We start from the raw sequence: 21615 nt of genomic DNA on the forward strand, positions 1-21615 counted from the left end.
AAGGCTTAATGATGAATTACCCACTCACGACAAATACTATTCTTGAGTATGGAAACAGTGTTTATCATCATAAAAAGATTATCAGTTATTTGCCTGATGGAACCCGTGACGAGTACCTTTTTGGTGACATGTACAAGCGATGTAAAAAGCTAGCCAATGCCTTGACCAAAAAATTAGGTGTCACAAAAGGGGATATGGTAGGTACTTTTGCATGGAATCATGGTGTGCATGTAGAATTGTACTATGGGATATCTGGTGTAGGAGCGATTTGCCATCCAATAAATATTCGATTGTCAGACAATCAAACGGAATATATAATCAATAATTCTGAAGACAAGATAATATTTGTTGACGCTACGTTGGTCCATCTTTTAGAGAAGATAGCCCCTTTACTTGAAACGGTAGAATGCTATGTTCTATTAAATGCCCCTAAAGATTTTAAAACCACATTGCCTAATACCCTGCATTATGAAGATCTGCTTGCAGAACAATCCCATGATTTTGAATGGCCTGAAATCAATGAAAATGACGCTTGCTGTATTTGTTATACAAGTGGAACCACAGGTTTGCCAAAAGGAGTCTTGTATTCCCATAGATCCACCTACCTACATGCATCTGCTATTACGGCTCCAAATGCTTTTAATTTCAATAACCGAGACATTGTTTTACTGATTATTCCCCAATTTCATGTGATGGCCTGGGGTTTGCCCTATAGCTGTTTGTTGTCGGGCTCAGATATGGTTTTGCCCTCTTCAAATTTAAAGCCAGAGGGAATTATTCGAATACTCATAGATGAGAAAGTAAATAAAGCCAATGGTGTCCCGACCATTTGGTTGGGCGTGTACCATGCATTGAAAATGAATCCGCCGAAAGAAAAATTAGCACTCGAGGAGTACCTTGTAGGTGGTTCGGCACTCACAAATAGCCTTATTGAGGCTTTTGATAAAGACTTTGGGATAAAAGGGGTTCAAGTCTGGGGAATGACCGAGACCTCTCCATTGGCAACAGTCAGCCGACTACAGCCAAAACATGACCTTTTATCCGACAAAGAGAAAGTTGCCGTCCGGGCCAATCAGGGTATTCCGCTTCCTGGTGTAGAGTTAAGGGTAGTGACAGACGATGGGAAGGTTGCTCCAAATGATGGTAAATCCATAGGGGAGCTACAAACAAGAGGTGCTTGGATCGTTAGTGCTTATTTTAAAACCAATAATCACGAAAACTTCACAAAAGATGGCTGGTTTAAAACAGGCGATGTGAGTACAATTGATGAAGATGGGTACATGGAAATTAAGGACAGAATAAAAGACCTTATAAAAAGTGGAGGGGAATGGATTTCCAGCGTGGCCCTGGAATCAGCAATAATGGCCCATTCTAAAATCAGGGAAGCGGCAGTTATAGGGATTCCAGACGATAAATGGGTAGAGGTGCCTTTGGCTGCTATGGTTTTAATGGACAAGGAAGATGAGGTTTCGGAGGAAGAATTAATTGCGTTTTTATCAAGAGACTTTGTGAAATACCAGATTCCTAAAGTGTTTGTTTTTATCAATGAAGTGCCAAAAACCAGCACTGGAAAGTTTGACAAGAAAGAAATCAGAAGGCTTTTTTCTGAAGGGAAACTTAGCTAAACCAGTAGTACAATTTTATACTTGATGAAATTTCCTAGGGTTTATAGAGGACCATTGTCCCCTTATCATCCTAGGTCAATTGATATTAAGGCAACTGCTTATTTGCTTAGCAATGATGGGTAGGTGTATTCTGTATAAGTTTGTTTATTAATGTTTTATGGGTCAGTTTTTCTGTGGTTGATTTAATTTTTACACTTGAATTTAGTACCTTTTAAAAATGGCATATGATGAACATTTAGGCGACCGAATCCGACAAATCCTACAAACAAAAAACATCTCTTTTTATGACAAGAAAATGATGGGAGGATTGGTTTTTATGGTCAATGATAAAATGTGTTGCGGCATCCATATCGATAAAAAATATGGAGACAGTCTTCTAATGGCAAAAATTGGAACAGATGCTTATGAATCAGAGATAAAAAAAGAAGTTTGCCTACCAATGGATTTTACCGGGAGACCAATGAAAGGCTACATTTTCATAATTCCAGAAGGATTTGATAGGGATGCAGATTTAGAATATTGGGTTGATAAAGCTTTGTCATTCAATAGCTCGATTAAATAATCCAAAAATAGGAGATCATTGAGATGTTTGATTTTCCGTAGTTAAAATTAAGCTATTAAAAGAGCCTGCCAAGTAGCCTTCACTTTACACAATCAAACCCTAAAATGATGCGAAATATTATAGTTGCCACATTACTGATTTTTGCAACCTTTCAAGTTAGTGCGCAGGGAATAAATTTTAATTACCCATCCTTTAGTCCAAAAGGGAATATTTCCCAAATTGTTGGGAACACGTTGATCGCAATTGAATACGAAAGACCTTCTGTTAGAAAGCGAGAAATTTTTGGAGGCCTGGTTCCTTGGGGTAAAGTTTGGCGCACAGGAGCGGGGAATTGCACGAAAATTCGATTTGATCATGAGGTTAAAATTGGTGGTCAAAAAGTAGCTGCTGGAAATTACTCGATTTTCACCATACCCAATCCAAATGAATGGGTGGTAATAATCAATTCAGACACTACCCTTTATGGGAGTTACGACTATGATTATAACAAGGATGTTGCCCGATTCGTAGTAAGCCCCGATGAAACAAGTCGCTTTTATGAGACTTTAAATTTCGATATTGAATTGAATCAGCATGACGCACAGGTGTACCTTTCATGGGCAAATACACAAATCAGCTTTAGTATAGAAACAACTACAAATGCGATTATTTATAAATGGATACAAGAGGAGTTATTGACAGGGAAAAATAAAGTGGCGGACAATTATGCAGGGGCTGCGGCTTATTTGGCTTATTTAGGGGTAGATTTGAACAGTGCGCTGAAATTGGCTGAAAATGCTAAAGAACTCGATAAAGATAGTGAATGGTATAGTGGGATAAAGATAGGGATTTACGAAAGTCTAAAGCTTTATGATGATGCGCTTCAAGAAATAAACGAGGCACTCGAATTGCTGAAGAGAAAAGAAAATAGGGTCAATGAAATAAGCAGAATGGAAAGTGAGTATTTGAGAATAGAGAAATTAAGAGACAACCAATCACAATAACCTATTGCCAAATAGTTTGGGTGAAGCATATTTCAGGTTTAACAAAGAGAATTTATAGTTTCTGCTTAAAAATGATGCAAGCACCATTTTTACCCTAACAATCTTGTTTGTAACTTTATCCCAATACAAGCTGCTAAGGCTTTACTTGTATTGAGTTCAGTACTGGGATTATTGGCAGCTATTTTGTGGCTAGGAATGGAATACAATTAAATGTAAATATGGATACTAACGAGAAATTTCTTTACAAATACCTTAACAATGCATCACCTACGGGCTTTGAAGCCTCCGGTCAACAGATTTGGTTGGATTACATCAGGCCTTTTGTGGATGACTATTTTACAGATCCCTACGGAACGGCTGTAGGTGTCATCAATCCAAATGCAGAATTCAAGGTTGTTATAGAAGCGCATGCCGATGAAATCAGCTGGTTTGTCAATTATATTACCCCCGAAGGATACATTTACGTGATTAGAAATGGTGGATCGGACCATATGATCGCTCCCTCCATGCGGGTCAATATTCATACAGATAAAGGAGTTGTACCAGGTGTTTTTGGCTGGCCGGCTATCCATGTACGTGACAAAGCAAAGGAAGAAACGCCTAAAATGGATAATATATTCATAGATATTGGTGCAAGATCAAAAGATGAAGTGCTGGAAATGGGCGTCCATGTGGGTAATGTCATTACGTTTAATGATGAATTGACCGAGTTGAATAAAAAGTTTTATTCCGGCCGTGCTCTTGATAACCGAATTGGCGGTTATATGATTGCTGAAGTTGCCAGAATGTTGAAGGAGGAAAATGTCAAACTGCCTTTTGGCCTGTATATCGTCAATGCTGTACAGGAGGAAATAGGTTTACGGGGAGCAGAAATGATTGCGGCCCGTATCAAGCCAAATGTTGCTATTATTACAGATGTTTGCCACGACACTACTGCTCCGATGTACAGCAAAATTGCCAGTGGTGATTACACAGCAGGTAAAGGCCCCGTCCTAACATGTGGTGCTGCAGTACATAAAAAATTATTGGATTTGATCATTTCTACTGCCAATAAAGAAGAAATCCCTTTTCAAAGATCAGCGTCCTCAAGAAGTACAGGTACGGACACCGATGCATTTGCGTACTCCAATGGAGGTGTACCAGCGGCATTGATTTCCTTACCACTAAAGTACATGCATACTACTGTAGAAACAGCCAGTAAGGAAGATATTGAAAATGTGATTGGGTTAATGCTTGCCTTTTTAAAGGATTTTGACCAGAAATTTGACTTTAGGTATATTAAATAATTATAAATAATGGCGGGTACTTTCCCGCCATTATTGATTTCACGAACACCTTCAGGTGCCAAAATTAAAATTTATGAAAGTTTTTATAAATAAAATTATTCCAGAAATAGGTTTTAAATTACTTGATGAGGCTGGAATTGCCTATACCGTCTGGAAGGAAAAACCCATCCTGGATAGGGGCCAGGCCATTCAATTTTGTAAAGGGCATGATGCTTTTTTAAGTGTAGGTCAGGCGGGTCTTGATGCAGGTTTTTTCAAAGAATGCAAGCACCTTAAAGTAGTAGCGCTTCACTCTGTCGGTTTTGATGGTGTAGATATAAAGGCAGCTACCGAGAATGGCGTTCCTGTGGGAAATACGCCAAATGTATTAAATAAAGCAACCGCAGAAACGGCCTTGTTGCTGATGCTAACAGTCGCTCGAAAGGCGCTTTATCTTCATGAGAAAATAAAAAAAGGGGAATGGGGCCCTTCACAGCCTACCCAGGACCTGGGTTTTGATCTAGCTGGAAAAACCTTGGGTATAGTGGGCTTAGGAAGAATAGGAGCAGAGCTTGCAAAAATAGTGACCCAGTCTTGGGGGATGAAAATTCTCTACCATAACCGAAGTACCAATGAACAAGCGGAGAAAGAACTAGGGGCTCGGAAGGTAAGCATGGATGAGCTACTGGCTCAAAGTGATGTGGTTTCCGTCCATACTGCACTTACACCGGAAACAAAAGGCATGTTTGGCATGGAGCAGTTTAAGAAAATGAAACCTACAGCCATTTTTATCAATACTTCCAGAGGTGCCGTACACAAGGAAAATGAACTTACCGAAGCTTTGCGTCAGCAAATCATTTGGGGGGCTGGATTGGATGTGACGAATCCTGAACCGATGTCCAAAGACAATCCACTACTGGAAATGGAAAACGCTGTTGTCTTTCCGCATATTGGCTCTGCAACAAAGGAAACAAGGGACAAGATGTCTACCTGTGCAGTTGAGAATATCATTGCAGGATTAAAGGGAGACCCACTGCCTTATCCAGTAAACCCAGAAGTGCAGCAAAGCAAATAGTCAGGTTTTAGCCGAGTGCTACGTCCAATACCATCATGATGATAAAGCCACCAATGAATCCCATTGTGGCCATGTCGGTATTGCCACCCTGTTGAGATTCAGGAACAACTTCTTCTATTACAACGAATATCATGGCCCCAGCTGCAAAAGCCAAAGAATAGGGTAGTATGGGGGTGAATATTGAAACAGCGACGGCACCTAAAACACCAGCGATTGGTTCGACCAAAGCGGAAGCTTGGCCCATCATAAAGCTCTTTCCTCTGCTCATCCCCATTCTTCTAAGGGGGACAGCTACAGCAATGCCTTCAGGGAGGTTCTGTAGTCCTATACCTATGGCTAAAATAACCGCTCCAGCGATGCTGGCTTCCGGTACACCCGAAGCCGCACCCCCAAATAAAACGCCAACGGCAAGTCCTTCAGGGATATTATGCATTGTAATGGCCAACACCAATAATGTGGTTCTTTGCCATGGCGTTTTTATTCCCTCTGTTTTCTTGAAATTGATGTGAACATGCGGTAAAATTTTGTCTAAAACAAAAATAAACAATGCGCCACCAAAGAAACCTATGGCTGCGGGCATTACTTTAGTAAAGCCTTCTCCTCCGCTCATTGTGATGGCCGGAGCCAATAAACTCCAAAAACTGGCGGCAATCATTACACCCCCGGTAAATCCCATCATAGTGTCTAAAAAAGGTCTGTTCATCTTCTTAAAGAAGAAGACGAAAGCAGCACCAACAGCTGTAACGAACCAGGTGAATGTGGTTGCTATTAATGCTGCGTAAGCTGGGGAAATACTACTTAAATAGTCAACAATGGTATCAAACATTATAATTTTTATTTTTAAAAGATTTTTGGCTGCTTGTGGTTAGTTATTTCCTCGCGCAAATCTTAACCTAATGGGTATCACTTAAAATCAACTTTGTTTCGCTAAGTTCAGTTTTAATTTAGTCATGGCAAATTTAAATAGTTAGATTTGACTAACAAATTTATTTCAATATTTTTTTATCTTTGTTATGAAATAAGAAAGCAATGACCAATAGCCAATCTATAGAGAATTACCTTAAAGTGATTTTTAATCAAGCCATCGCATCTGATGACGTCAATACTACAAGTATAGCTCAGGCGCTAGATGTCAGTCTTCCTTCAGTAAACAGTATGGTTAAAAAATTAGCCGGAATGGGTTTACTGGAGTATGAAAAGTACAAACCGCTAAAGATTACCGCCAAAGGTAGAAAGATGGCTGCAATGATCATCAGAAAACACAGACTCACAGAAATGTATTTGGTTGAGAAAATGGGGTTTGGATGGGAAGAGGTACATGAAATAGCAGAACAATTGGAGCATATCCAGTCCACTGCATTTTTTGACAGGATGGATGAAATTTTAGGCTTTCCAGAGAGAGATCCTCACGGATCACCGATTCCCACTAGTAATGGAGAAATTGCCACACAGAAATTCCGCTTGCTTTCAGATTGCCAACCGCAGGAATTGGTAACTTTGAAGGCATTAAGCAAAACGACCGATGAATTTTTGAAATACCTCAATAGCAAAGGGTTGGCTTTGGGTGTGGAGGTAGAAATTCTGGAGGTGGAAACGTATGATAAAAACATGAAAGTCTCCTATGGTGGGCAGACGGAAGTGCTTTCTGCTTTGGTTTGTTCTAAACTATTGGTCAGTTAATAGAAACCATGGAAAAGGGACAAGCGAAATATGCCATTTTAGTAGCAGGAGGAGCAGGAGTGAGGATGGGAGGAGAAATACCCAAGCAATTTTTGCCCATTGGAGGATTGCCAGTATTGATGCATACTTTAAATGTATTTAATGCCTATGACCCTGCCCTACACTTGATTTTAGTATTGCCGGGAAGTCAATTCGAATATTGGCAATGTTTGTGCGAAAAGTTTGGTTTTAACCTACCGCACAGACTGGTGATAGGAGGGGCTAGCAGGTTTATCTCGGTTCAGAATGGACTTGACAGCATTACTACAGAAGAGGGACTGGTGGCCATTCATGATGGCGTACGCCCATTTGTTTCAAGAGAGGTGATCGAGGAAAGTTTTGAGGGGGCTGCGACACATGGAAGTGCCATTGCCGTGGTGACTTTAAAAGATTCTATTAGAAGGATCTATGCCAACGGAATCTCCCAGTTTAAAAACAGGGATGAATTCAGGCTGGTACAGACGCCACAGACTTTTCAGCTAAAAAAAATAAAAGCTGCTTTTCTTACAGATGAAGAGCCCTTTTTTACGGACGACGCAACAGTTTATGAAAACATGGGGTGGAAGGTGCATTTGATTGCTGGAAATCATGAAAACATCAAGTTAACCACGCCTGAAGATTTGAGTTATGCAGACTATTTATTAGAACGTAAAAGAAAAGCTGATTAACAGTAAAATCAGGTCGTTTATCGGCAAAGTTTTTTCATTAGTCGAACTGGTCTATTTATTGAATCGCTGTAACCCTACCTTTAATCCATCAAATAAATACAAATGTTATGAATGGAAAAAGAAATGGAAATTTTGCACTAGGTGTAATAATTTTAGTTATTGGATCACTCCTTTTGTTAAAGCAATTGGGCTTTTTTATCCCGTATTGGATTTTTTCATGGCCGATGATTTTAATCGCTATCGGGATTTATTCGGGCTATAAGAACAGGTTTCAGAATACAGGTTCAGTGGTTTTGATCCTAATAGGAGGTTTCTTTCTCTTAAAAGATACGATGTTCCTACCCTTTCATATGGGGCCTTTAATATTCCCTATAGGCTTAATTTTATTGGGCTTGTATATCATTGTTAAGAAAAACAGGAACAAGTCTTTTAATATGGAAGGATGGGAAAAGGGTTTTGACCAAGGTACAGCGGAAGGTATAGGTGTTTTTGGTCAGGATGGAATTAATTACATTAAAGTAGATGCCTTTCTTACTGGGATTAAGCGTAAGGTTATGTCCAAGGATTTTAAAGGCGGAGAAGTTACCAGTGTTTTTGGTGGAGCTGATATAGATTTAATGCATGCGGACATTCAAGGTCAGGCGGTATTGAAAGTGTCTGTTGCCTTTGGTGGGTTGAAATTGATTGTACCTCCACATTGGGATGTTCAGATTGGCGTGAGTAATTTGGCAGCAGGTATAGATGATAAAAGATATACCCAGCAAGGGAACGTTCAAAATGCTGACAAGAGATTGATCCTTACGGGATCAGTAATATTTGGAGGAATAGAGATATCTTCCTACTAAAATTTAGGACCCTATGGAAAAATCACATGAATCCTTTTTGATCAATGATAATTTTGGAGATCATGTGATTTTTCTTTTGATGGTCTATGCAGGGGTCTTTGGAAGCACTTTCTATTGGCAAAGTAATTTAGAATGGAGCATTGCTGATGCCATTCTTAGCACTATCACATTTGGTATAGGCGCTTTTCTTATAAAGTTAATGCTAAATTATTATCCTGTTGGAAAGATTAAAAGCTGGCCGACGATTTTATTTGCTCTTACAATAGCTGGCACACTTACCTTTTCGAACCGCTTGATATGGGAAGCCAATTGGTTGGATTACCCAGGGTCACTTTCCTTATTCGATGCTTCAATACTTATAAGGGGGACCGTAGCTACCTTGCTGTTTCACTTGATAGGGCTTATTATTTTATCAAATAAGTCCAGCACCAAAGATTTCAATAGGCTTCAGCAAGAGGAGTCCCGCCAGAAGTTGTCCACTGATGCCGAACTCCATTACTTGCGTCAGCAAATGCAACCTCATTTTCTTTTCAACAGTCTAAACTCCATTAATGCCTTATTGGTAAGAGATCCTGAGAAAGCCCGTGAGATGGTTCAAGGGCTTGCGGATTTTTATAGAGGGAACCTCAAGATGGATCCAAAGAAGTGGGAACCTGTAGCAAGGGAAATGAAGATTATTGGTCAATACCTGAAGTTGGAGAAAATCAGGTTTGGTCACAGGTTAAGTTATGCAATCAATTTACCTGAGAACGTATCCTCCTTACAATTGCCTTCCCTCATGGTGCAGGCCTTGGTAGAAAATGCTGTAAAACATGGGCTTTATGGTGTGACGGGTGATATATTAATACAAATTGATGTCAGTCAGGCAAACAGTGATCTCTTAATAACAGTGAAAAACCCATGTGGAGACGAATCAGGTCATGCCTCCGGTACCGGCTTTGGTTTGGAAAGTCTTCAAAGAAGGTTATTTCTTATTTTTGGTCGGAAAGATTTACTTGCCTATAAGGAAAGTAACGGCCAGTTTACAGCCACTTTAAAGATACCCCAACTAAAATGATACGTTGTTTGATTGTTGATGATGAGCCATTGGCACAAGATTTACTTCAGGAATATTTGGAGGATTTTCCTGAGATAGAAGTATTGGGTAAATTCAATGATGGGTTTGAGGCGTTCAAGGGGATTGGGGAGCTTAAACCTGACCTGATATTTTTGGATATACAAATGCCTAAAATTACAGGATTTGAGTTAATGGAGCTTTTGGAGAATCCACCCAAAGTAATATTCACCACTGCCTACGATACCTATGCAATAAAGGCTTTTGAGTTGCAGGCTATAGATTATCTTTTAAAACCCTTTTCCAAGGACAGGTTGGCTCAGGCCATTCAGAGGGTAAGTGTTACTGAGGAACATCCATCAGATACTCAATCCAAGCTAGCCAGAGTAAAGGAAGATATCTCCACAGATGCCTTTTTAAAAAGAGTCGTTGTGAAGACAGGAAATAAAATAGAAGTGTTAAATGTCTCTAATTTAGCTTCCTTTAGCGCCGACGGTGATTATGTTAAGATCAATTCGGAGGGAAAGTCCTATCTGAAATTAGGAACGATGGCTTACTACGAAAAAATGCTTGATCCACAAGCTTTCATTCGCATTCACCGATCTCACCTGGTAAATATCACAGCGATAAATAAAATAGAACCCTATCAAAAAGAAAACTATTTGGTATTTCTTAAAGACGGCACACAATTACCTGTCAGCAAAAAAGGAATGGTGAAGCTAAAAAAGGCTTTACGGATATAAGTGGCGAAAAAAGCCTTCACTTTTAAAAGAGAAGGCTTAGTGCTTAATATTCGTCTTCATTAAAGAAGAAGTCGTCTTTTGTCGGATAGTCAGGCCATATTTCCTCAATGTTTTCGTAAGGTTCACCATCATCTTCGAGCTCTTGGAGGTTTTCGACAACCTCTAAAGGTGCTCCAGAGCGAATAGCAAAATCAATTAACTCATCCTTGGTGGCTGGCCACGGAGCGTCTTCCAAATAGGAGGCAAGTTCTAAAGTCCAATACATAATCTACACAAATTTAAAGATCCCCTTAAAGGGGTGCAAAAATAGAAATACTTTCCTAAACTAAAACATTTACGGATTAATTGTTTGTAAGTTCTTTTAAAATACTGTTTTTGACATCAACCTTTCTTTTGTGGGCAGCAATTTTTTTCCGCATGATGTGATCAAATTCACCCTCCTGGCTTCTGAAATTTTCAGCATTTTCTGTAACAGTAATTAGCTCTCGCTGATCCCTGGCAATAAGGTCTTTTAATAAATTTACTTTTAAGGATTTCTGCTCCTCTTCAGATTTCCCAGCGAAACCCTCATATTTAGAGTGGCAAAGATTGTCAAGAAAAGATTTTTCAAAAATGATTTCTGAAAAGAATACGAAAGAGCCAATACTTTGTTGTGCATTCCTCGGTTTTTTTGGAGGAAGTTTTTTCCATTCAGCTTGCAGTTTTTTAGCTTGGCTGACTTTGTACTCGTTCACCTCTCCTTTTGACATTTGCCTCATTTCTTCAGCCCACTTTTCAATCCTCTTAATCATAAGCCCCGGACTAATTGTCGGGATATTTTGACTCATTCGTTTGAACTTGCTGAAAATGCGGTTGTTTAATTTGGAGAACTCATCCCAAATGGGCTGACGTTTTGAGGCTGGAACCCGACCTGAAATTTTCCATTCTTTTTGAATTCGCTTACTGATCTCAAAAGCAGTTTTTACATCTGCCATGTCGTGCGCCTCTCTCGCTTGTTCTAAAAGGTTCTCATAAACTTTGATGTTTTGCTCTGCCTGTAAAGCCAAACCATCGAAATAATTTTTACGATTGCCGTAAAAGACGTCTAAGATACCTTGAAATTTTTCGTTTATCTCTTCTTCTAATTCTTTCTCTACAGGCCCGGTTTTTAGCCATTTTAGCTTCAGCTCCTTGAAAATTTCCGATGTTTCTTTCCAGTCGGTACTTTCTTTATAGGCCTCCGCTTCTTTGAGAAGTTCTTTTTTTATCTCCAGGTTTTTTTGCCTGTTGGATTGGATGATTTCTTCTAAAATGGCTTCCTGTGCTTCGAGTTCCTTTATCAGGGCAGGGAAATCCCCCAATCCATCAAAAGTCAACAGAGATGATTTAAGGTGAATAAGTTTCATTAGGAAAGAGCCCTTATTTTGGTTTTCCTCAATGTCGCTTTTCAGTTTTTCTACCTTTTGTTTTACGGCTTCAAATCTATCTTCAAAATAACGAAAGGTGGAGGCTTCATCTTCTTTTACCTCTCCTATCACACGGTCTTTCTGGCCTAAAAAGCCTTTCAGATAAATTTTACCTTCTATAATATATCCAAATGGATGCTCAGTCATGATCAAAAGATTGGTTGTAAATTTTTAGTGGCGGTATGGATTTCTGCAAATTAATTAAATATGCTCCATTTATCCTAAGAAAGCCGATTTTTTACCATCTTTACCGTTTAAATTAAACGAAAATAAACCATGAGTAATGAAAAAATAATTTTTTCTATGGCGGGAGTTTCAAAAGTGTACCCTCCACAGAAAAGAGTACTTAAAGATATCTATCTTTCGTTTTTTTATGGTGCTAAAATCGGTGTACTTGGACTTAATGGTTCAGGGAAAAGTTCTTTGCTAAGAATTATTGCAGGAACGGAAACTGAATTTCAAGGAGAGTTAGTATGGTCTGATGGCTATTCAGTAGGGATGTTGGAGCAAGAACCAGTATTGGACCCTGCCAAAACAGTGAAAGAGGTTGTTGAAGAAGCTGTAAGTGAAACAGTTAATTTGCTTAAAGAATTTGAAGCCATCAATGAGAAATTCATGGATCCTGGTCTGATGGATGATCCGGATGCCATGCAAAAATTGATCGATAAGCAGGGAGATGTTCAGGAAAAGCTAGATGCAGTAAATGCCTGGGAACTAGAGACCATGCTTGAAAAAGCCATGGATGCCCTTCGTCTTCCTCCTGCTGAAGCAATGGTAGAAAACTTGTCAGGTGGTGAGAAAAGAAGGGTGGCGCTTTGTCGTTTGCTCTTACAGGAACCCGATGTGTTGTTGCTTGATGAACCTACCAATCACCTGGATGCAGAATCAGTGCTATGGCTGGAAGAACACTTAAAGAATTATAAAGGAACCGTAATAGCAGTAACCCACGATCGTTATTTCTTGGATAATGTCGCTGGTTGGATTCTTGAATTGGATAGAGGAGAGGGGATTCCTTGGAAAGGGAATTATTCCAGCTGGTTGGAACAAAAACAAGACCGGTTAAAAAAGGAAGAGAAGACAGAATCGAAAAGGCAGAAGACGCTCGAAAGAGAATTGGAATGGATACGAATGTCTCCTAAAGCCAAGCAATCTAAAGGAAAGGCCAGGTTAAATGCTTATGACAAACTCGTAGGTCAAGACGCCATGGAAAAGGAATCCAAGCTTGAATTGTACATTCCACCGGGCCCAAGATTGGGAAGTAAAGTGATTGAGGTAAAAGGTGTTTCTAAAGCCTTTGGGGATAAATTGCTATTTGACGACCTCACGTTTTCCCTGCCTCAGGGAGGTATAGTGGGGGTGATTGGCCCAAATGGTGCAGGTAAATCCACGCTTTTCAACCTTATCACTGGAGAAGAAAAACCTGATGCCGGCCATTTTGAAATTGGGGAGACCGTAGAGATCGCTTACGTTGATCAGGAACATGATACCCTATTACCTGATAAAACAGTATATGAGACGATCTCCGATGGGAATGAGTTTGTACAACTGGGAAATAAAGAAGTGAATTCAAGGGCTTATGTAAGCCGTTTTAATTTTGGAGGATCTGATCAGGGTAAGAAAGTCGGTGTGCTGTCAGGTGGTGAAAGAAATCGTGTTCACTTGGCCATGACCTTGAAAAAAGGAGGCAACCTTTTGTTGCTGGATGAACCTACCAATGATTTGGATGTGAATACTCTAAGAGCTTTGGAAGAAGCATTGGAGAATTTTGGAGGTTGTGCAGTAGTTATTTCTCACGACCGCTGGTTCCTGGATAGGATCTGTACGCATATTCTAGCATTTGAAGGGGACAGTAGTGTTTATTGGTTTGAAGGGAATTTCTCAGATTACGAAGAAAACAAGAAAAAGCGTTTAGGTGATTTAATGCCAAAAAGGATTAAATACAAAAAACTTAAATAAGTACCATAAACTGGTGTTTTCCCTTTGTTGCATTTTGATGCAGCAAAGGGATTTTTTTTATACCTGGCTAGCAAGGAAGCTAAAGTTGGTTTTGATTTTTTTTCAGTTAGCAATAGAATGTATGTTTTCAACAATGCATTAAGAAATTTTAGAATTGGTTTGTAGTCAGTCGGTGGACGGCACTAAAACGAGGTGAAGGGGGCTTGATTTCAATTGGCTGAAGGGCCAGTTTTCAGGGCCAGTAACCAGCTATAAATAAAAGTTTGAACTTATAAGCCCTCCTTTTTTCAAATTATCGCCCAGTTTATTTCCCTTTTTCGTTTATTTGTGTTTTAAAGCTAGCATCGCGTTTGAATATGATGAGACAATTGCTATTGCGCCCAGGCGCCGAAGAATTGAATTACGAGATCAGAGGAATTGTCAAAAAGGCAAGAATGATCGAAGAACTCGGGTATGACATTACCTGGGAGAATATAGGGGACCCTATACAGAAAAACAATACCATACCAGCCTGGATGAAGGAAATAGTTTCCGAACTCGTTCAGGACGATCACAGCTATGGCTATGCAGATAGCAAAGGTATGCCAGCCACCCGGAGATTTCTGGCAGATTTAAACAACGAAAAAGGCGGTGTTAAAATTGGTGCTGAAGACATTTTGTTTTTCAATGGCCTGGGGGATGGTATTGCCAAACTGTACCAGTTTCTTACCCCCACAGCGAGGATCATTGGTCCTTCACCTGCTTACTCTACCCACAGCTCTGCAGAAGCCGCACATGCCAATTCCGCTCCACTTACCTATAAATTGGATCCAGACAACAACTGGTATCCTGATATGGAGGATTTATACAATAAGGTGAAATACAATACCTCCGTAGTGGGTATCCTTATCATTAATCCGGACAATCCTACTGGGATGGTTTACCCAAGGGAAGTATTGGATCGTTTTGTTGAGATTGCCAGAGAATTTAATCTACTGCTGATTGCAGACGAAATTTACCAAAACATTACTTACAATGGTTATGAGGCCATAAGTCTGGCTGAAATTCTCGGAAATGACCTGCCTGGTATTTCGTTAAAAGGGATTTCAAAAGAATTTCCATGGCCTGGGTCCAGATGTGGCTGGATGGAGTTTTATAACAAGCATACTTCCGAAGAATTCACGAAACTATGTGTTACGCTGGAAAATGCCAAAATGATAGAAGTGTGTTCTACCACTTTGCCCCAGCTTGCCATACCTAAAATCATGAGTCACCCTGCCTATAAGGAATACAGGGTGACAGCCAATGCCGCCATAGGAACCAGAAGTAGGATTATGGAAGAGGTTTTAGGAAATGTCGAAGGCATTAAGTTTAACAAAACGAAAGGGGCATTTTACAACACAGTCATTTTCGATGAGGGGGTATTAGACGAAGATCAATTTCTTCCTGTGGAGGACAAGGCGATAAAGGTACTTCTGGACAAGTGGCTTGAAGAAAAGGATATGCCAAATGATAAAAGGTTTGTTTATAATTTGCTAGCCTCTGAAAAAATTTGTGTAGTTCCAGTAAGTTCATTTTGTTCTGATTTGAGAGGCTTTAGAGTTACCCTACTGGAAGAAAACGAGGACGTCTTTCGCAATACTTTTGAAAAGCTTGCAAGAAGTATAAAGGCTTACCTGAATTCCTCCAAAAAAATGATTCTGGAAAAATAAAAAAGGTCTTGTGCTCTCTGATGTTTTGTAATGAATCATTGGGGACGTAGATACTGTCCTTTTCATGGGGTACCTGGATCCGGTCTGGATCCAGGTACCCCAGTTCTGGCTGTCCTGCCAAAATCCAGGCACTGTACCAAAAATCAGCAATTAGCTTTACCGTATTTTTCATTTGACGCTCGACCTGCCCGCCTAGCTTTTGATGATAGGCATTGCTAAATTCTCTTGAATACACCCTGGTGGTAATGCCTCCCCGATCTTCATAGCTGTATTTTTTATCCTCAGGAAATTCCTTTGTCAATGCTTTTTCGAAACCAAAGACGGAGTCCAACGCAAAATGGGCAGTTGCTATCGCCTTCCATATTTCGTCTTGGGGAAAATCAAGGTAACTCGCCTTGCCCACAAAGAAATCGTATTCGCTAGCAAACAATTCAGGAAGTCGGCTTTCCCAAAATCCATGGATTCCATATTGGCCGGTATACTGACCATTATAATTTTTTGTGCTATGGAGGGGCACGTTGATATCCCCCAAATAATGGCCAAGGTCAGCAGCCAATCTAAGAATGGCTTGGGTATCCTTTTTTTCAAAGGCGTAAATAAGATTTTGAAACGTCTGATAAGTGCTCCATGGCGATATTCCGTGTTTTCTCAAACTGTCTTCACCATGTATGGCTTTGGCTTCTGCCCAGAATCGGGGAAGTTTGTAAATAGCACTGTCACCATAGATATCTAAGTCAATATAATGTTTTTCAGCCTCCCCTTTTACGGCATATCTTCTTCTGTCTGGGTTGACGGCTTTATCAGAAATATAGCCTAGGTGTGGTTTGAAAAAAACCATCAATTCCGGAGGAAGTGAATATACAGCTTGCTTGTTGATCAACCTGTGGGCATAAAAGCCCCATGCAGTAAGCTCTTGAAAGCCACTGCTTAGCAAAAGGAATAAAAATAGTACTGTTTTCATATTCATTTACGAATACACTATCACAAACTCAAAATAGTGAAAAAATTGTAGATTTCGAAACCTTCTATTTGGCCATATTTGATTAATTGTTTTGCAATTAAAAATAAAACTGCTAAATTTGCGATCCAATAGAAGCAAAAAAGGAAAAGTTAATTATATATAATATGGCAAATCACAAGTCGGCTTTAAAGAGAATTCGTGCAAATGAAGCCAAAAGGTTAAGAAATAGGTACCAGGCCAAAACCACCAGGACTTTCATCAAAAGATTGAAAAACACTGAAGACAAGGCGGAAGCTCAGGAACTTTTAAACCAGGTTACATCCATGTTGGACAGACTGGCAAAGAAAAACGTTCTTCACAAGAACAACGCTGCGAACAAAAAGTCTAAATTGACCAAGTTTGTTAACGCTCTATAAGAGTCTGTTTGTATAAAACATTTAAACCCTGCTTTTCAGTAGGGTTTTTTTTATGCCTATTTTTTCCTATTTTTAGTGGGTATTCCCTATCTAATCAGGAGTTTAGGAATCAACGCTAACCAACAATGCCGATTTCGAAGTTTTTTTGTCAACTGAATCTATTCGTTTTTTGCCTATGGATGATTACAGGTCAATCAGGATATCTGCCCTTGCTGAGGAGGATCGACCCCGAGAGAAATTATTGTTACGAGGTAAGGCCCAGCTAACAGATGCGGAATTAATCGCCATCTTGATAGGTTCGGGCTCCCGAAATCTCAGCGCCGTAGACCTTTCCAAGTACATCTTACAAAGTGTAAACAATGATTTGGCTCAATTGGCAAGGTTGTCTGTAAATGATTTAAAGAAATTTAAAGGGATAGGAGAGGCCAAGGCCATAAGCATAGTGAGCGCTTTAGAGCTCGGTAGAAGAAGGAAGGGGGCAGAGCCTCAGAAAAAAGCAAAAATCACCTCTTCGGCGGATGTATATGCGCTTATGCGACCAGAATTGCTTGATGAGGCAGTCGAGTATTTTTACGTTTTGTTTTTAAACCGCAGCAATGTGGTCATCAAAAAGCAATTGATTAGTCAAGGAGGAACCTCTGCCACAATAGCAGACCCTAAATTGATTTTTAAATTTGGTATGGAATATTTAGCAAGTGCTATTATTTTGGTGCATAATCATCCCTCAGGGAATTTAAAGCCGTCTTCTGCCGATATTGGTCTTACCAAAAGACTATGTCTGGTTGGTAAAAATTTAGAGCTTCCCGTATTAGATCATGTGATTTTCACAGATGTTGGCTATTTTAGCTTTGCAGATGAAAGCATGATCTAAATTACTATGAATAAAAATTATTTATTGCTGGCCTTAGTAGGTACGGTAGTCCTTGGTTCTCTGATCTATACCTTTACTGGTACTACTGATCCTGAACTTTATATTGAAAATATTAAAGCGGAAAGAGAGCGTCAGTTTAAGTTTTTGAAGTTTAATATTGATTCCCCTTTAAAGGAAGAGCAAAAAAAAGCACTTGATTCATTGGATTTTTTTCCAATAGATCCTTCTTTTAAGGTGAGGGGAAGACTTGTGCCGGTTCCCAACAAAAGAATTGTGGAAATACCCATGTCAGACGGCACCCTGGAAAGATACATCAGGCATTCCTTTGTGGAATTTGAACTCAATGGTGAAACAATCAAACTTTTATTGTTGCAAGCTGAAGATGAAGTTGATTTAAGAAACTTTTTTTTAGCATTTGCTGACGGGACAAGTACTGAGGAAACTTATGGTGGTGGTAGATATATCAATCTGCGCCAAGATGGGTCTTCCTCTATTACCATTGATTTTAACCTCGCATATAACCCTTATTGTGCTTATAATCCTGATTTTGCTTGCCCCATCCCACCTAGAGAAAATATTTTGGATATCCCCATTAGGGCAGGGGAGAAAAATTACGAAAAATAATCTTTCAGTAGAGGTCAATTATTGTAAATTTGTATCTTAGTCAAAACCGTAATAATGAAAATTTCGATCAATCGACTCAAAGATTATATACCATTCGATCAATCTACTAAAGAAATTGGCGACTTGCTTACTGCAGGAGGCCTGGAAGTAGAAGGAATATCGACATACGAATCAATAAAAGGAAGCCTTAAAGGCATAGTAGTAGGGGAAGTGCTGAGCTGTGAGCCTCATCCCAATGCAGATAAACTTAGCCTTACCACAGTGGATATAGGGACTGAGATAGTGCCCATTGTTTGCGGTGCATCTAATGTAGCTAAAGGCCAAAAGGTACCAGTGGCGACAGTAGGAGCCACGTTGTATCCTTCATCTGGTGAATCATTTGAAATTAAAAAGGCCAAAATCAGAGGAGAGGTTTCTTTAGGGATGATCTGTGCCGAAGATGAATTAGGCCTTGGAACAGGACATGAGGGCATTTTAGTATTAGCTACAGACCTTCCCAATGGAAGTGGAGTAGGTCAGTTGTTTGACATTAAAGAAATAGAAGTATTAGAGATTGGTTTAACTCCAAACCGTGCGGATGCAGCATCACATTTGGGAGTGTCCAGAGATTTAAAGGCACTTTTAAACAAGGACCTTGTTCTGACGGATGTAGATGCATTCAAAATAGATAACTCGGACAGGATTATTGAAGTAAGTGTAGCGGACCACCAGGATTGTCCCAGGTATTCAGGCCTTACACTTAGTAATGTAAAAGTAGCCCCATCGCCCAAATGGCTTCAGGATTACCTTAAAGCCATCGGGCTAGAGCCCATCAACAATGTAGTAGACATTACCAATTTTATTCTACACGACCTTGGTCAACCCCTTCACGCTTTTGATGCAGCAAAGATTCAAGGGGATGAAATACAGGTTAAACGATTGCCAGCCGGAACGAAATTCGTCACTTTGGATGGTAAAGAAAGAACGCTGTCTGGGGAGGAGTTGATGATTTGTGACAATTCGAAAGGGCTTTGTATTGCAGGTACACTTGGTGGACTTGATTCTGGTGTAAGTGATCAAACCACTGCAATATTTCTGGAAAGCGCTTGTTTCGGTACAGACGTGGTAAGGAAGGGCGCTCAATTTCATGGAATCAAAACAGATGCCTCTTTTCGCTTTGAAAGAGGAACAGATCCAAACATGCCGGTTTTCGCATTGAAAATGGCTGCTTTGCTAATCAAAGAGCTAACAGGAGCTGTTATTAGTTCCCCAATTGTGGACCTCTATCCTGAGCCGGTTGCAGATTTCGAAATCCCTGTCAGTTATCAACATGTCAATCGTTTGATCGGACAAGAAATTGGTAAGGAGAGAATTAAACAAATTCTGGAAGCATTAGAGATAAGAGTAAGCAATGAAACTGAGGCTGGTTTTGTAGCCATAGTAAAGCCATATAGGGTAGATGTGACCAGAGAGGCAGACATCATTGAGGAAATCCTGAGAATTTATGGCTTTGAATCCATACCCCTGAAGGAAAATTATCAAGCAGACTTCCTTGCGGAGCATCCTGAAAAAGACACCAATAAATTACAATACAGGGTTTCAGAAATGCTTGCAGGCATAGGCTATAGTGAAATATTGACCAATTCTCTTACAAAGTCAGAATATGCGGACAAGGCACCTTTTCTGGAACAAGAAAAGGATGTTGTTATTTTGAATAAGCTAAGTGAGGACCTTGGTGTACTCCGTCAAAGCCTATTGTTTACAGGTTTGGAAGTTTTGGCCCACAATATCAACAGGAGACAGAAGGATCTGAAATTATATGAATTTGGGTCGGTGTATGCGAAGGCTTCAGAAGGTTATGATGAAGGGAAAAAGCTATCCTTTTTCTTGACAGGTAATTCTACCCGTGAAAATTGGATGAATGCCGTAAAGCCAGTTAATTTTACAGATTTGTATGCCATAGTGGAGGCCTTATTGACAAAACTAAACATCCCTCAGCCCGATGTTAACGTTGTGGAGTCGAGTCCTTTTTCATTCGGTTTAGAGTTGATAGTAAATAATAAGCCTTTAGGGAGCATAGGCCTTCTTGCCCCTGATGTTTGTAAGTTAGCTGATGTGAAGCAGGAAGTGTATTTTGCAGAGCTAGATTGGGAAAGACTCAGCAAACTGGCTAAATCTCAGGGTAAATTTCAAGAAATATCAAAGTTTCCTGAGGTTAGAAGGGATTTGTCTCTTGTTATTGATCAGGAGATTACTTTTGATGAGATTCGGCAAATGGCAACAAAAGCTGGTGGTAAATTATTGAAAAGAATTAATGTCTTTGACATGTACAAAGGGGATAAATTGGAGGAAGGAAAGAAAGCCTATGCTTTGAGTTTCTACCTACAAGACAACCAGCAAACCCTTACTGACAAGGTTATAGACAAAACGATGGGGAAATTAATGCACACCTTCGAAAAAAATGCCGGTGCTTTGATCAGAAAATAATATGAAGGTTTACGAGGAGCTTCAAAAATTAGAAACCCTATCTGAACAGGTAGAAAAAAAGGTAAGATTACTTGAACAGGAAAATAATGCCCTCAAAAATCAACTTTTAGTCTATCAAAAGAAACTGTCCGACCAGGAAGAAGCACTCGAAGATTTTAAAAATCAAATTAAAATTAGTAAAATTGTAAGAAACATACCGGTAGAAAATAAAGCATCTGCTGAATTGAAGGGGAGAATTGATGACTATATAAAAGAAATCGATAAAATTATTACTTACCTGTCTGAATAATATGGATACACTTTCGATAAGAATTAAAATTGGGGATCGGGAATATCCCATGAAAGTGAAAACCGATGAAGAAGCCCGAATCAGACGGGTAGGGAAATTAATTAACGATAAGATAAAAAAGTACAGAGAGGAATTTGGTCTGGAGGATCGCCAGGATTTGCTGGCAATGGTGGCTTTCGATTGCATGGTGGAATTCCTTGAAATTAAGGATGACCATACCGAAGGTAGTGAGCATGTAAAGCAAGTGCTTCAGCATGTTAACCAAAATCTTGAATCATTGCTCTGATGTATTGTAGTTTATTTCGTCCCAACAACGCAGTTACCCATTCTATCCGGTAGATAAACTCAAATATATCT

At 39.6% G+C, this 21615-nt stretch carries 22 protein-coding genes; 18 read left to right on the top strand and 4 right to left on the bottom strand.

Annotation, left to right across the window (positions count from 1 at the left end; all coding sequences use genetic code 11):
* Positions 1-8 precede the first annotated feature (8 nt).
* The 5 genes from AC0L7T_RS06190 (at position 9) to AC0L7T_RS06210 (ending at position 5510) form a co-directional block, all read left to right on the top strand.
* Positions 9-1625, top strand: a complete 1617-nt coding sequence (locus tag AC0L7T_RS06190; protein WP_473341624.1) for a long-chain fatty acid--CoA ligase — start codon at positions 9-11, stop codon at positions 1623-1625.
* Between the two features lie 217 nt (positions 1626-1842).
* Positions 1843-2187 carry a TfoX/Sxy family protein gene (locus AC0L7T_RS06195; protein ID WP_473341625.1) on the top strand — a complete coding sequence of 115 codons (345 nt, stop codon included), beginning with the start codon at positions 1843-1845 and terminating at the stop codon, positions 2185-2187.
* Positions 2188-2291: 104 nt separating this feature from the next.
* On the top strand, positions 2292-3170 hold the full coding sequence (locus AC0L7T_RS06200) for a DUF2911 domain-containing protein (RefSeq protein WP_473341626.1): 879 nt from the start codon (positions 2292-2294) through the stop codon (positions 3168-3170).
* A gap of 218 nt (positions 3171-3388) precedes the next feature.
* Entirely contained in the window at positions 3389-4456 is a 1068-nt protein-coding gene (locus AC0L7T_RS06205) for a M42 family metallopeptidase (RefSeq protein ID WP_473341627.1), read from the top strand.
* Positions 4457-4529: 73 nt separating this feature from the next.
* The gene (locus AC0L7T_RS06210) at positions 4530-5510 is read left to right on the top strand and encodes a 2-hydroxyacid dehydrogenase (RefSeq protein ID WP_473341628.1); all 981 of its coding nucleotides are present in this window, start codon (positions 4530-4532) and stop codon (positions 5508-5510) included.
* A 7-nt stretch (positions 5511-5517) separates the two neighbouring features.
* Here the strand turns inward: AC0L7T_RS06210 and AC0L7T_RS06215 are convergent, their stop codons facing one another.
* Positions 5518-6336 carry a ZIP family metal transporter gene (locus tag AC0L7T_RS06215; RefSeq protein WP_473341629.1) on the bottom strand — a complete coding sequence of 273 codons (819 nt, stop codon included), beginning with the start codon at positions 6334-6336 and terminating at the stop codon, positions 5518-5520.
* A 203-nt stretch (positions 6337-6539) separates the two neighbouring features.
* Between AC0L7T_RS06215 and AC0L7T_RS06220 the strand changes: the two genes are divergently transcribed.
* From AC0L7T_RS06220 to AC0L7T_RS06240, 5 genes are all read left to right on the top strand, one after another.
* The gene (locus AC0L7T_RS06220; protein WP_473341630.1) at positions 6540-7190 is read left to right on the top strand and encodes a metal-dependent transcriptional regulator; all 651 of its coding nucleotides are present in this window, start codon (positions 6540-6542) and stop codon (positions 7188-7190) included.
* 8 nt (positions 7191-7198) lie between these two features.
* Positions 7199-7897, top strand: coding sequence for a 2-C-methyl-D-erythritol 4-phosphate cytidylyltransferase (locus AC0L7T_RS06225; protein WP_473341631.1), 699 nt, complete (start codon positions 7199-7201; stop codon positions 7895-7897).
* A 107-nt stretch (positions 7898-8004) separates the two neighbouring features.
* Complete coding sequence (locus AC0L7T_RS06230) at positions 8005-8742, top strand: LiaF transmembrane domain-containing protein (RefSeq protein ID WP_473341632.1); 738 nt, start codon at positions 8005-8007, stop codon at positions 8740-8742.
* A gap of 13 nt (positions 8743-8755) precedes the next feature.
* Positions 8756-9799 (top strand): sensor histidine kinase, encoded by a 1044-nt coding sequence (locus tag AC0L7T_RS06235; protein ID WP_473341633.1) that lies wholly within the window; start codon positions 8756-8758, stop codon positions 9797-9799.
* A complete protein-coding gene (locus tag AC0L7T_RS06240) occupies positions 9796-10539 on the top strand; it encodes a LytR/AlgR family response regulator transcription factor (protein WP_473341634.1) in 744 nt (247 codons plus the stop codon). The genes AC0L7T_RS06235 and AC0L7T_RS06240 overlap by 4 nt, the downstream gene beginning before the upstream one ends.
* A gap of 43 nt (positions 10540-10582) precedes the next feature.
* On the opposite strand, the gene AC0L7T_RS06245 is transcribed toward AC0L7T_RS06240, so the two are convergent.
* Entirely contained in the window at positions 10583-10804 is a 222-nt protein-coding gene (locus tag AC0L7T_RS06245; RefSeq protein ID WP_010855875.1) for a DUF2795 domain-containing protein, read from the bottom strand.
* 76 nt (positions 10805-10880) lie between these two features.
* Entirely contained in the window at positions 10881-12131 is a 1251-nt protein-coding gene (locus AC0L7T_RS06250) for a DUF349 domain-containing protein (RefSeq protein ID WP_473341635.1), read from the bottom strand.
* 129 nt (positions 12132-12260) lie between these two features.
* Between AC0L7T_RS06250 and ettA the strand changes: the two genes are divergently transcribed.
* Positions 12261-13940 carry an energy-dependent translational throttle protein EttA gene (gene ettA, locus AC0L7T_RS06255; RefSeq protein WP_473341636.1) on the top strand — a complete coding sequence of 560 codons (1680 nt, stop codon included), beginning with the start codon at positions 12261-12263 and terminating at the stop codon, positions 13938-13940.
* 359 nt (positions 13941-14299) lie between these two features.
* On the top strand, positions 14300-15631 hold the full coding sequence (locus AC0L7T_RS06260) for a pyridoxal phosphate-dependent aminotransferase (protein ID WP_473343356.1): 1332 nt from the start codon (positions 14300-14302) through the stop codon (positions 15629-15631).
* On the opposite strand, the gene AC0L7T_RS06265 is transcribed toward AC0L7T_RS06260, so the two are convergent.
* A complete protein-coding gene (locus AC0L7T_RS06265) occupies positions 15522-16592 on the bottom strand; it encodes a zinc dependent phospholipase C family protein (protein ID WP_473341637.1) in 1071 nt (356 codons plus the stop codon). The two genes, AC0L7T_RS06260 and AC0L7T_RS06265, sit on opposite strands and share 110 nt — an antisense overlap.
* Before the next feature lie 164 nt (positions 16593-16756).
* Here AC0L7T_RS06265 and rpsT point away from each other — a divergent pair, with 164 nt between their 5' ends.
* From rpsT to AC0L7T_RS06295, 6 genes are all read left to right on the top strand, one after another.
* A complete protein-coding gene (gene rpsT, locus AC0L7T_RS06270; RefSeq protein WP_020892768.1) occupies positions 16757-17008 on the top strand; it encodes a 30S ribosomal protein S20 in 252 nt (83 codons plus the stop codon).
* A 175-nt stretch (positions 17009-17183) separates the two neighbouring features.
* Positions 17184-17879, top strand: a complete 696-nt coding sequence (radC, locus tag AC0L7T_RS06275) for a RadC family protein (protein ID WP_473341638.1) — start codon at positions 17184-17186, stop codon at positions 17877-17879.
* Positions 17880-17885: 6 nt separating this feature from the next.
* Complete coding sequence (locus AC0L7T_RS06280) at positions 17886-18503, top strand: DUF1684 domain-containing protein (RefSeq protein WP_473341639.1); 618 nt, start codon at positions 17886-17888, stop codon at positions 18501-18503.
* 54 nt (positions 18504-18557) lie between these two features.
* Positions 18558-20969 (top strand): phenylalanine--tRNA ligase subunit beta, encoded by a 2412-nt coding sequence (pheT, locus tag AC0L7T_RS06285; protein WP_473341640.1) that lies wholly within the window; start codon positions 18558-18560, stop codon positions 20967-20969.
* Position 20970: 1 nt separating this feature from the next.
* Positions 20971-21258 carry a hypothetical protein gene (locus AC0L7T_RS06290; protein WP_473341641.1) on the top strand — a complete coding sequence of 96 codons (288 nt, stop codon included), beginning with the start codon at positions 20971-20973 and terminating at the stop codon, positions 21256-21258.
* Between the two features lies 1 nt (position 21259).
* Positions 21260-21544 (top strand): cell division protein ZapA, encoded by a 285-nt coding sequence (locus AC0L7T_RS06295; protein ID WP_040416997.1) that lies wholly within the window; start codon positions 21260-21262, stop codon positions 21542-21544.
* Positions 21545-21615 lie beyond the last annotated feature (71 nt).

The sequence above is a fragment of the Cyclobacterium sp. 10D3-21 genome, assembly GCF_055809755.1.

Coding starts and splice junctions, on each gene's coding strand:
- ettA (WP_473341636.1), top strand. CDS start 12,261: ATGAGTAATGAAAAAATAATTTTTTCTATGGCGGGAGTTTCAAAAGTG.
- AC0L7T_RS06230 (WP_473341632.1), top strand. CDS start 8,005: ATGAATGGAAAAAGAAATGGAAATTTTGCACTAGGTGTAATAATTTTA.
- AC0L7T_RS06240 (WP_473341634.1), top strand. CDS start 9,796: ATGATACGTTGTTTGATTGTTGATGATGAGCCATTGGCACAAGATTTA.
- AC0L7T_RS06235 (WP_473341633.1), top strand. CDS start 8,756: ATGGAAAAATCACATGAATCCTTTTTGATCAATGATAATTTTGGAGAT.
- AC0L7T_RS06245 (WP_010855875.1), bottom strand. CDS start 10,804: ATGTATTGGACTTTAGAACTTGCCTCCTATTTGGAAGACGCTCCGTGG.
- AC0L7T_RS06205 (WP_473341627.1), top strand. CDS start 3,389: ATGGATACTAACGAGAAATTTCTTTACAAATACCTTAACAATGCATCA.
- AC0L7T_RS06210 (WP_473341628.1), top strand. CDS start 4,530: ATGAAAGTTTTTATAAATAAAATTATTCCAGAAATAGGTTTTAAATTA.
- AC0L7T_RS06225 (WP_473341631.1), top strand. CDS start 7,199: ATGGAAAAGGGACAAGCGAAATATGCCATTTTAGTAGCAGGAGGAGCA.
- AC0L7T_RS06195 (WP_473341625.1), top strand. CDS start 1,843: ATGGCATATGATGAACATTTAGGCGACCGAATCCGACAAATCCTACAA.
- AC0L7T_RS06200 (WP_473341626.1), top strand. CDS start 2,292: ATGATGCGAAATATTATAGTTGCCACATTACTGATTTTTGCAACCTTT.
- rpsT (WP_020892768.1), top strand. CDS start 16,757: ATGGCAAATCACAAGTCGGCTTTAAAGAGAATTCGTGCAAATGAAGCC.
- AC0L7T_RS06190 (WP_473341624.1), top strand. CDS start 9: ATGATGAATTACCCACTCACGACAAATACTATTCTTGAGTATGGAAAC.
- pheT (WP_473341640.1), top strand. CDS start 18,558: ATGAAAATTTCGATCAATCGACTCAAAGATTATATACCATTCGATCAA.
- AC0L7T_RS06265 (WP_473341637.1), bottom strand. CDS start 16,592: ATGAAAACAGTACTATTTTTATTCCTTTTGCTAAGCAGTGGCTTTCAA.
- AC0L7T_RS06295 (WP_040416997.1), top strand. CDS start 21,260: ATGGATACACTTTCGATAAGAATTAAAATTGGGGATCGGGAATATCCC.
- AC0L7T_RS06260 (WP_473343356.1), top strand. CDS start 14,300: ATGAGACAATTGCTATTGCGCCCAGGCGCCGAAGAATTGAATTACGAG.
- radC (WP_473341638.1), top strand. CDS start 17,184: ATGGATGATTACAGGTCAATCAGGATATCTGCCCTTGCTGAGGAGGAT.
- AC0L7T_RS06220 (WP_473341630.1), top strand. CDS start 6,540: ATGACCAATAGCCAATCTATAGAGAATTACCTTAAAGTGATTTTTAAT.
- AC0L7T_RS06250 (WP_473341635.1), bottom strand. CDS start 12,131: ATGACTGAGCATCCATTTGGATATATTATAGAAGGTAAAATTTATCTG.
- AC0L7T_RS06280 (WP_473341639.1), top strand. CDS start 17,886: ATGAATAAAAATTATTTATTGCTGGCCTTAGTAGGTACGGTAGTCCTT.
- AC0L7T_RS06290 (WP_473341641.1), top strand. CDS start 20,971: ATGAAGGTTTACGAGGAGCTTCAAAAATTAGAAACCCTATCTGAACAG.
- AC0L7T_RS06215 (WP_473341629.1), bottom strand. CDS start 6,336: ATGTTTGATACCATTGTTGACTATTTAAGTAGTATTTCCCCAGCTTAC.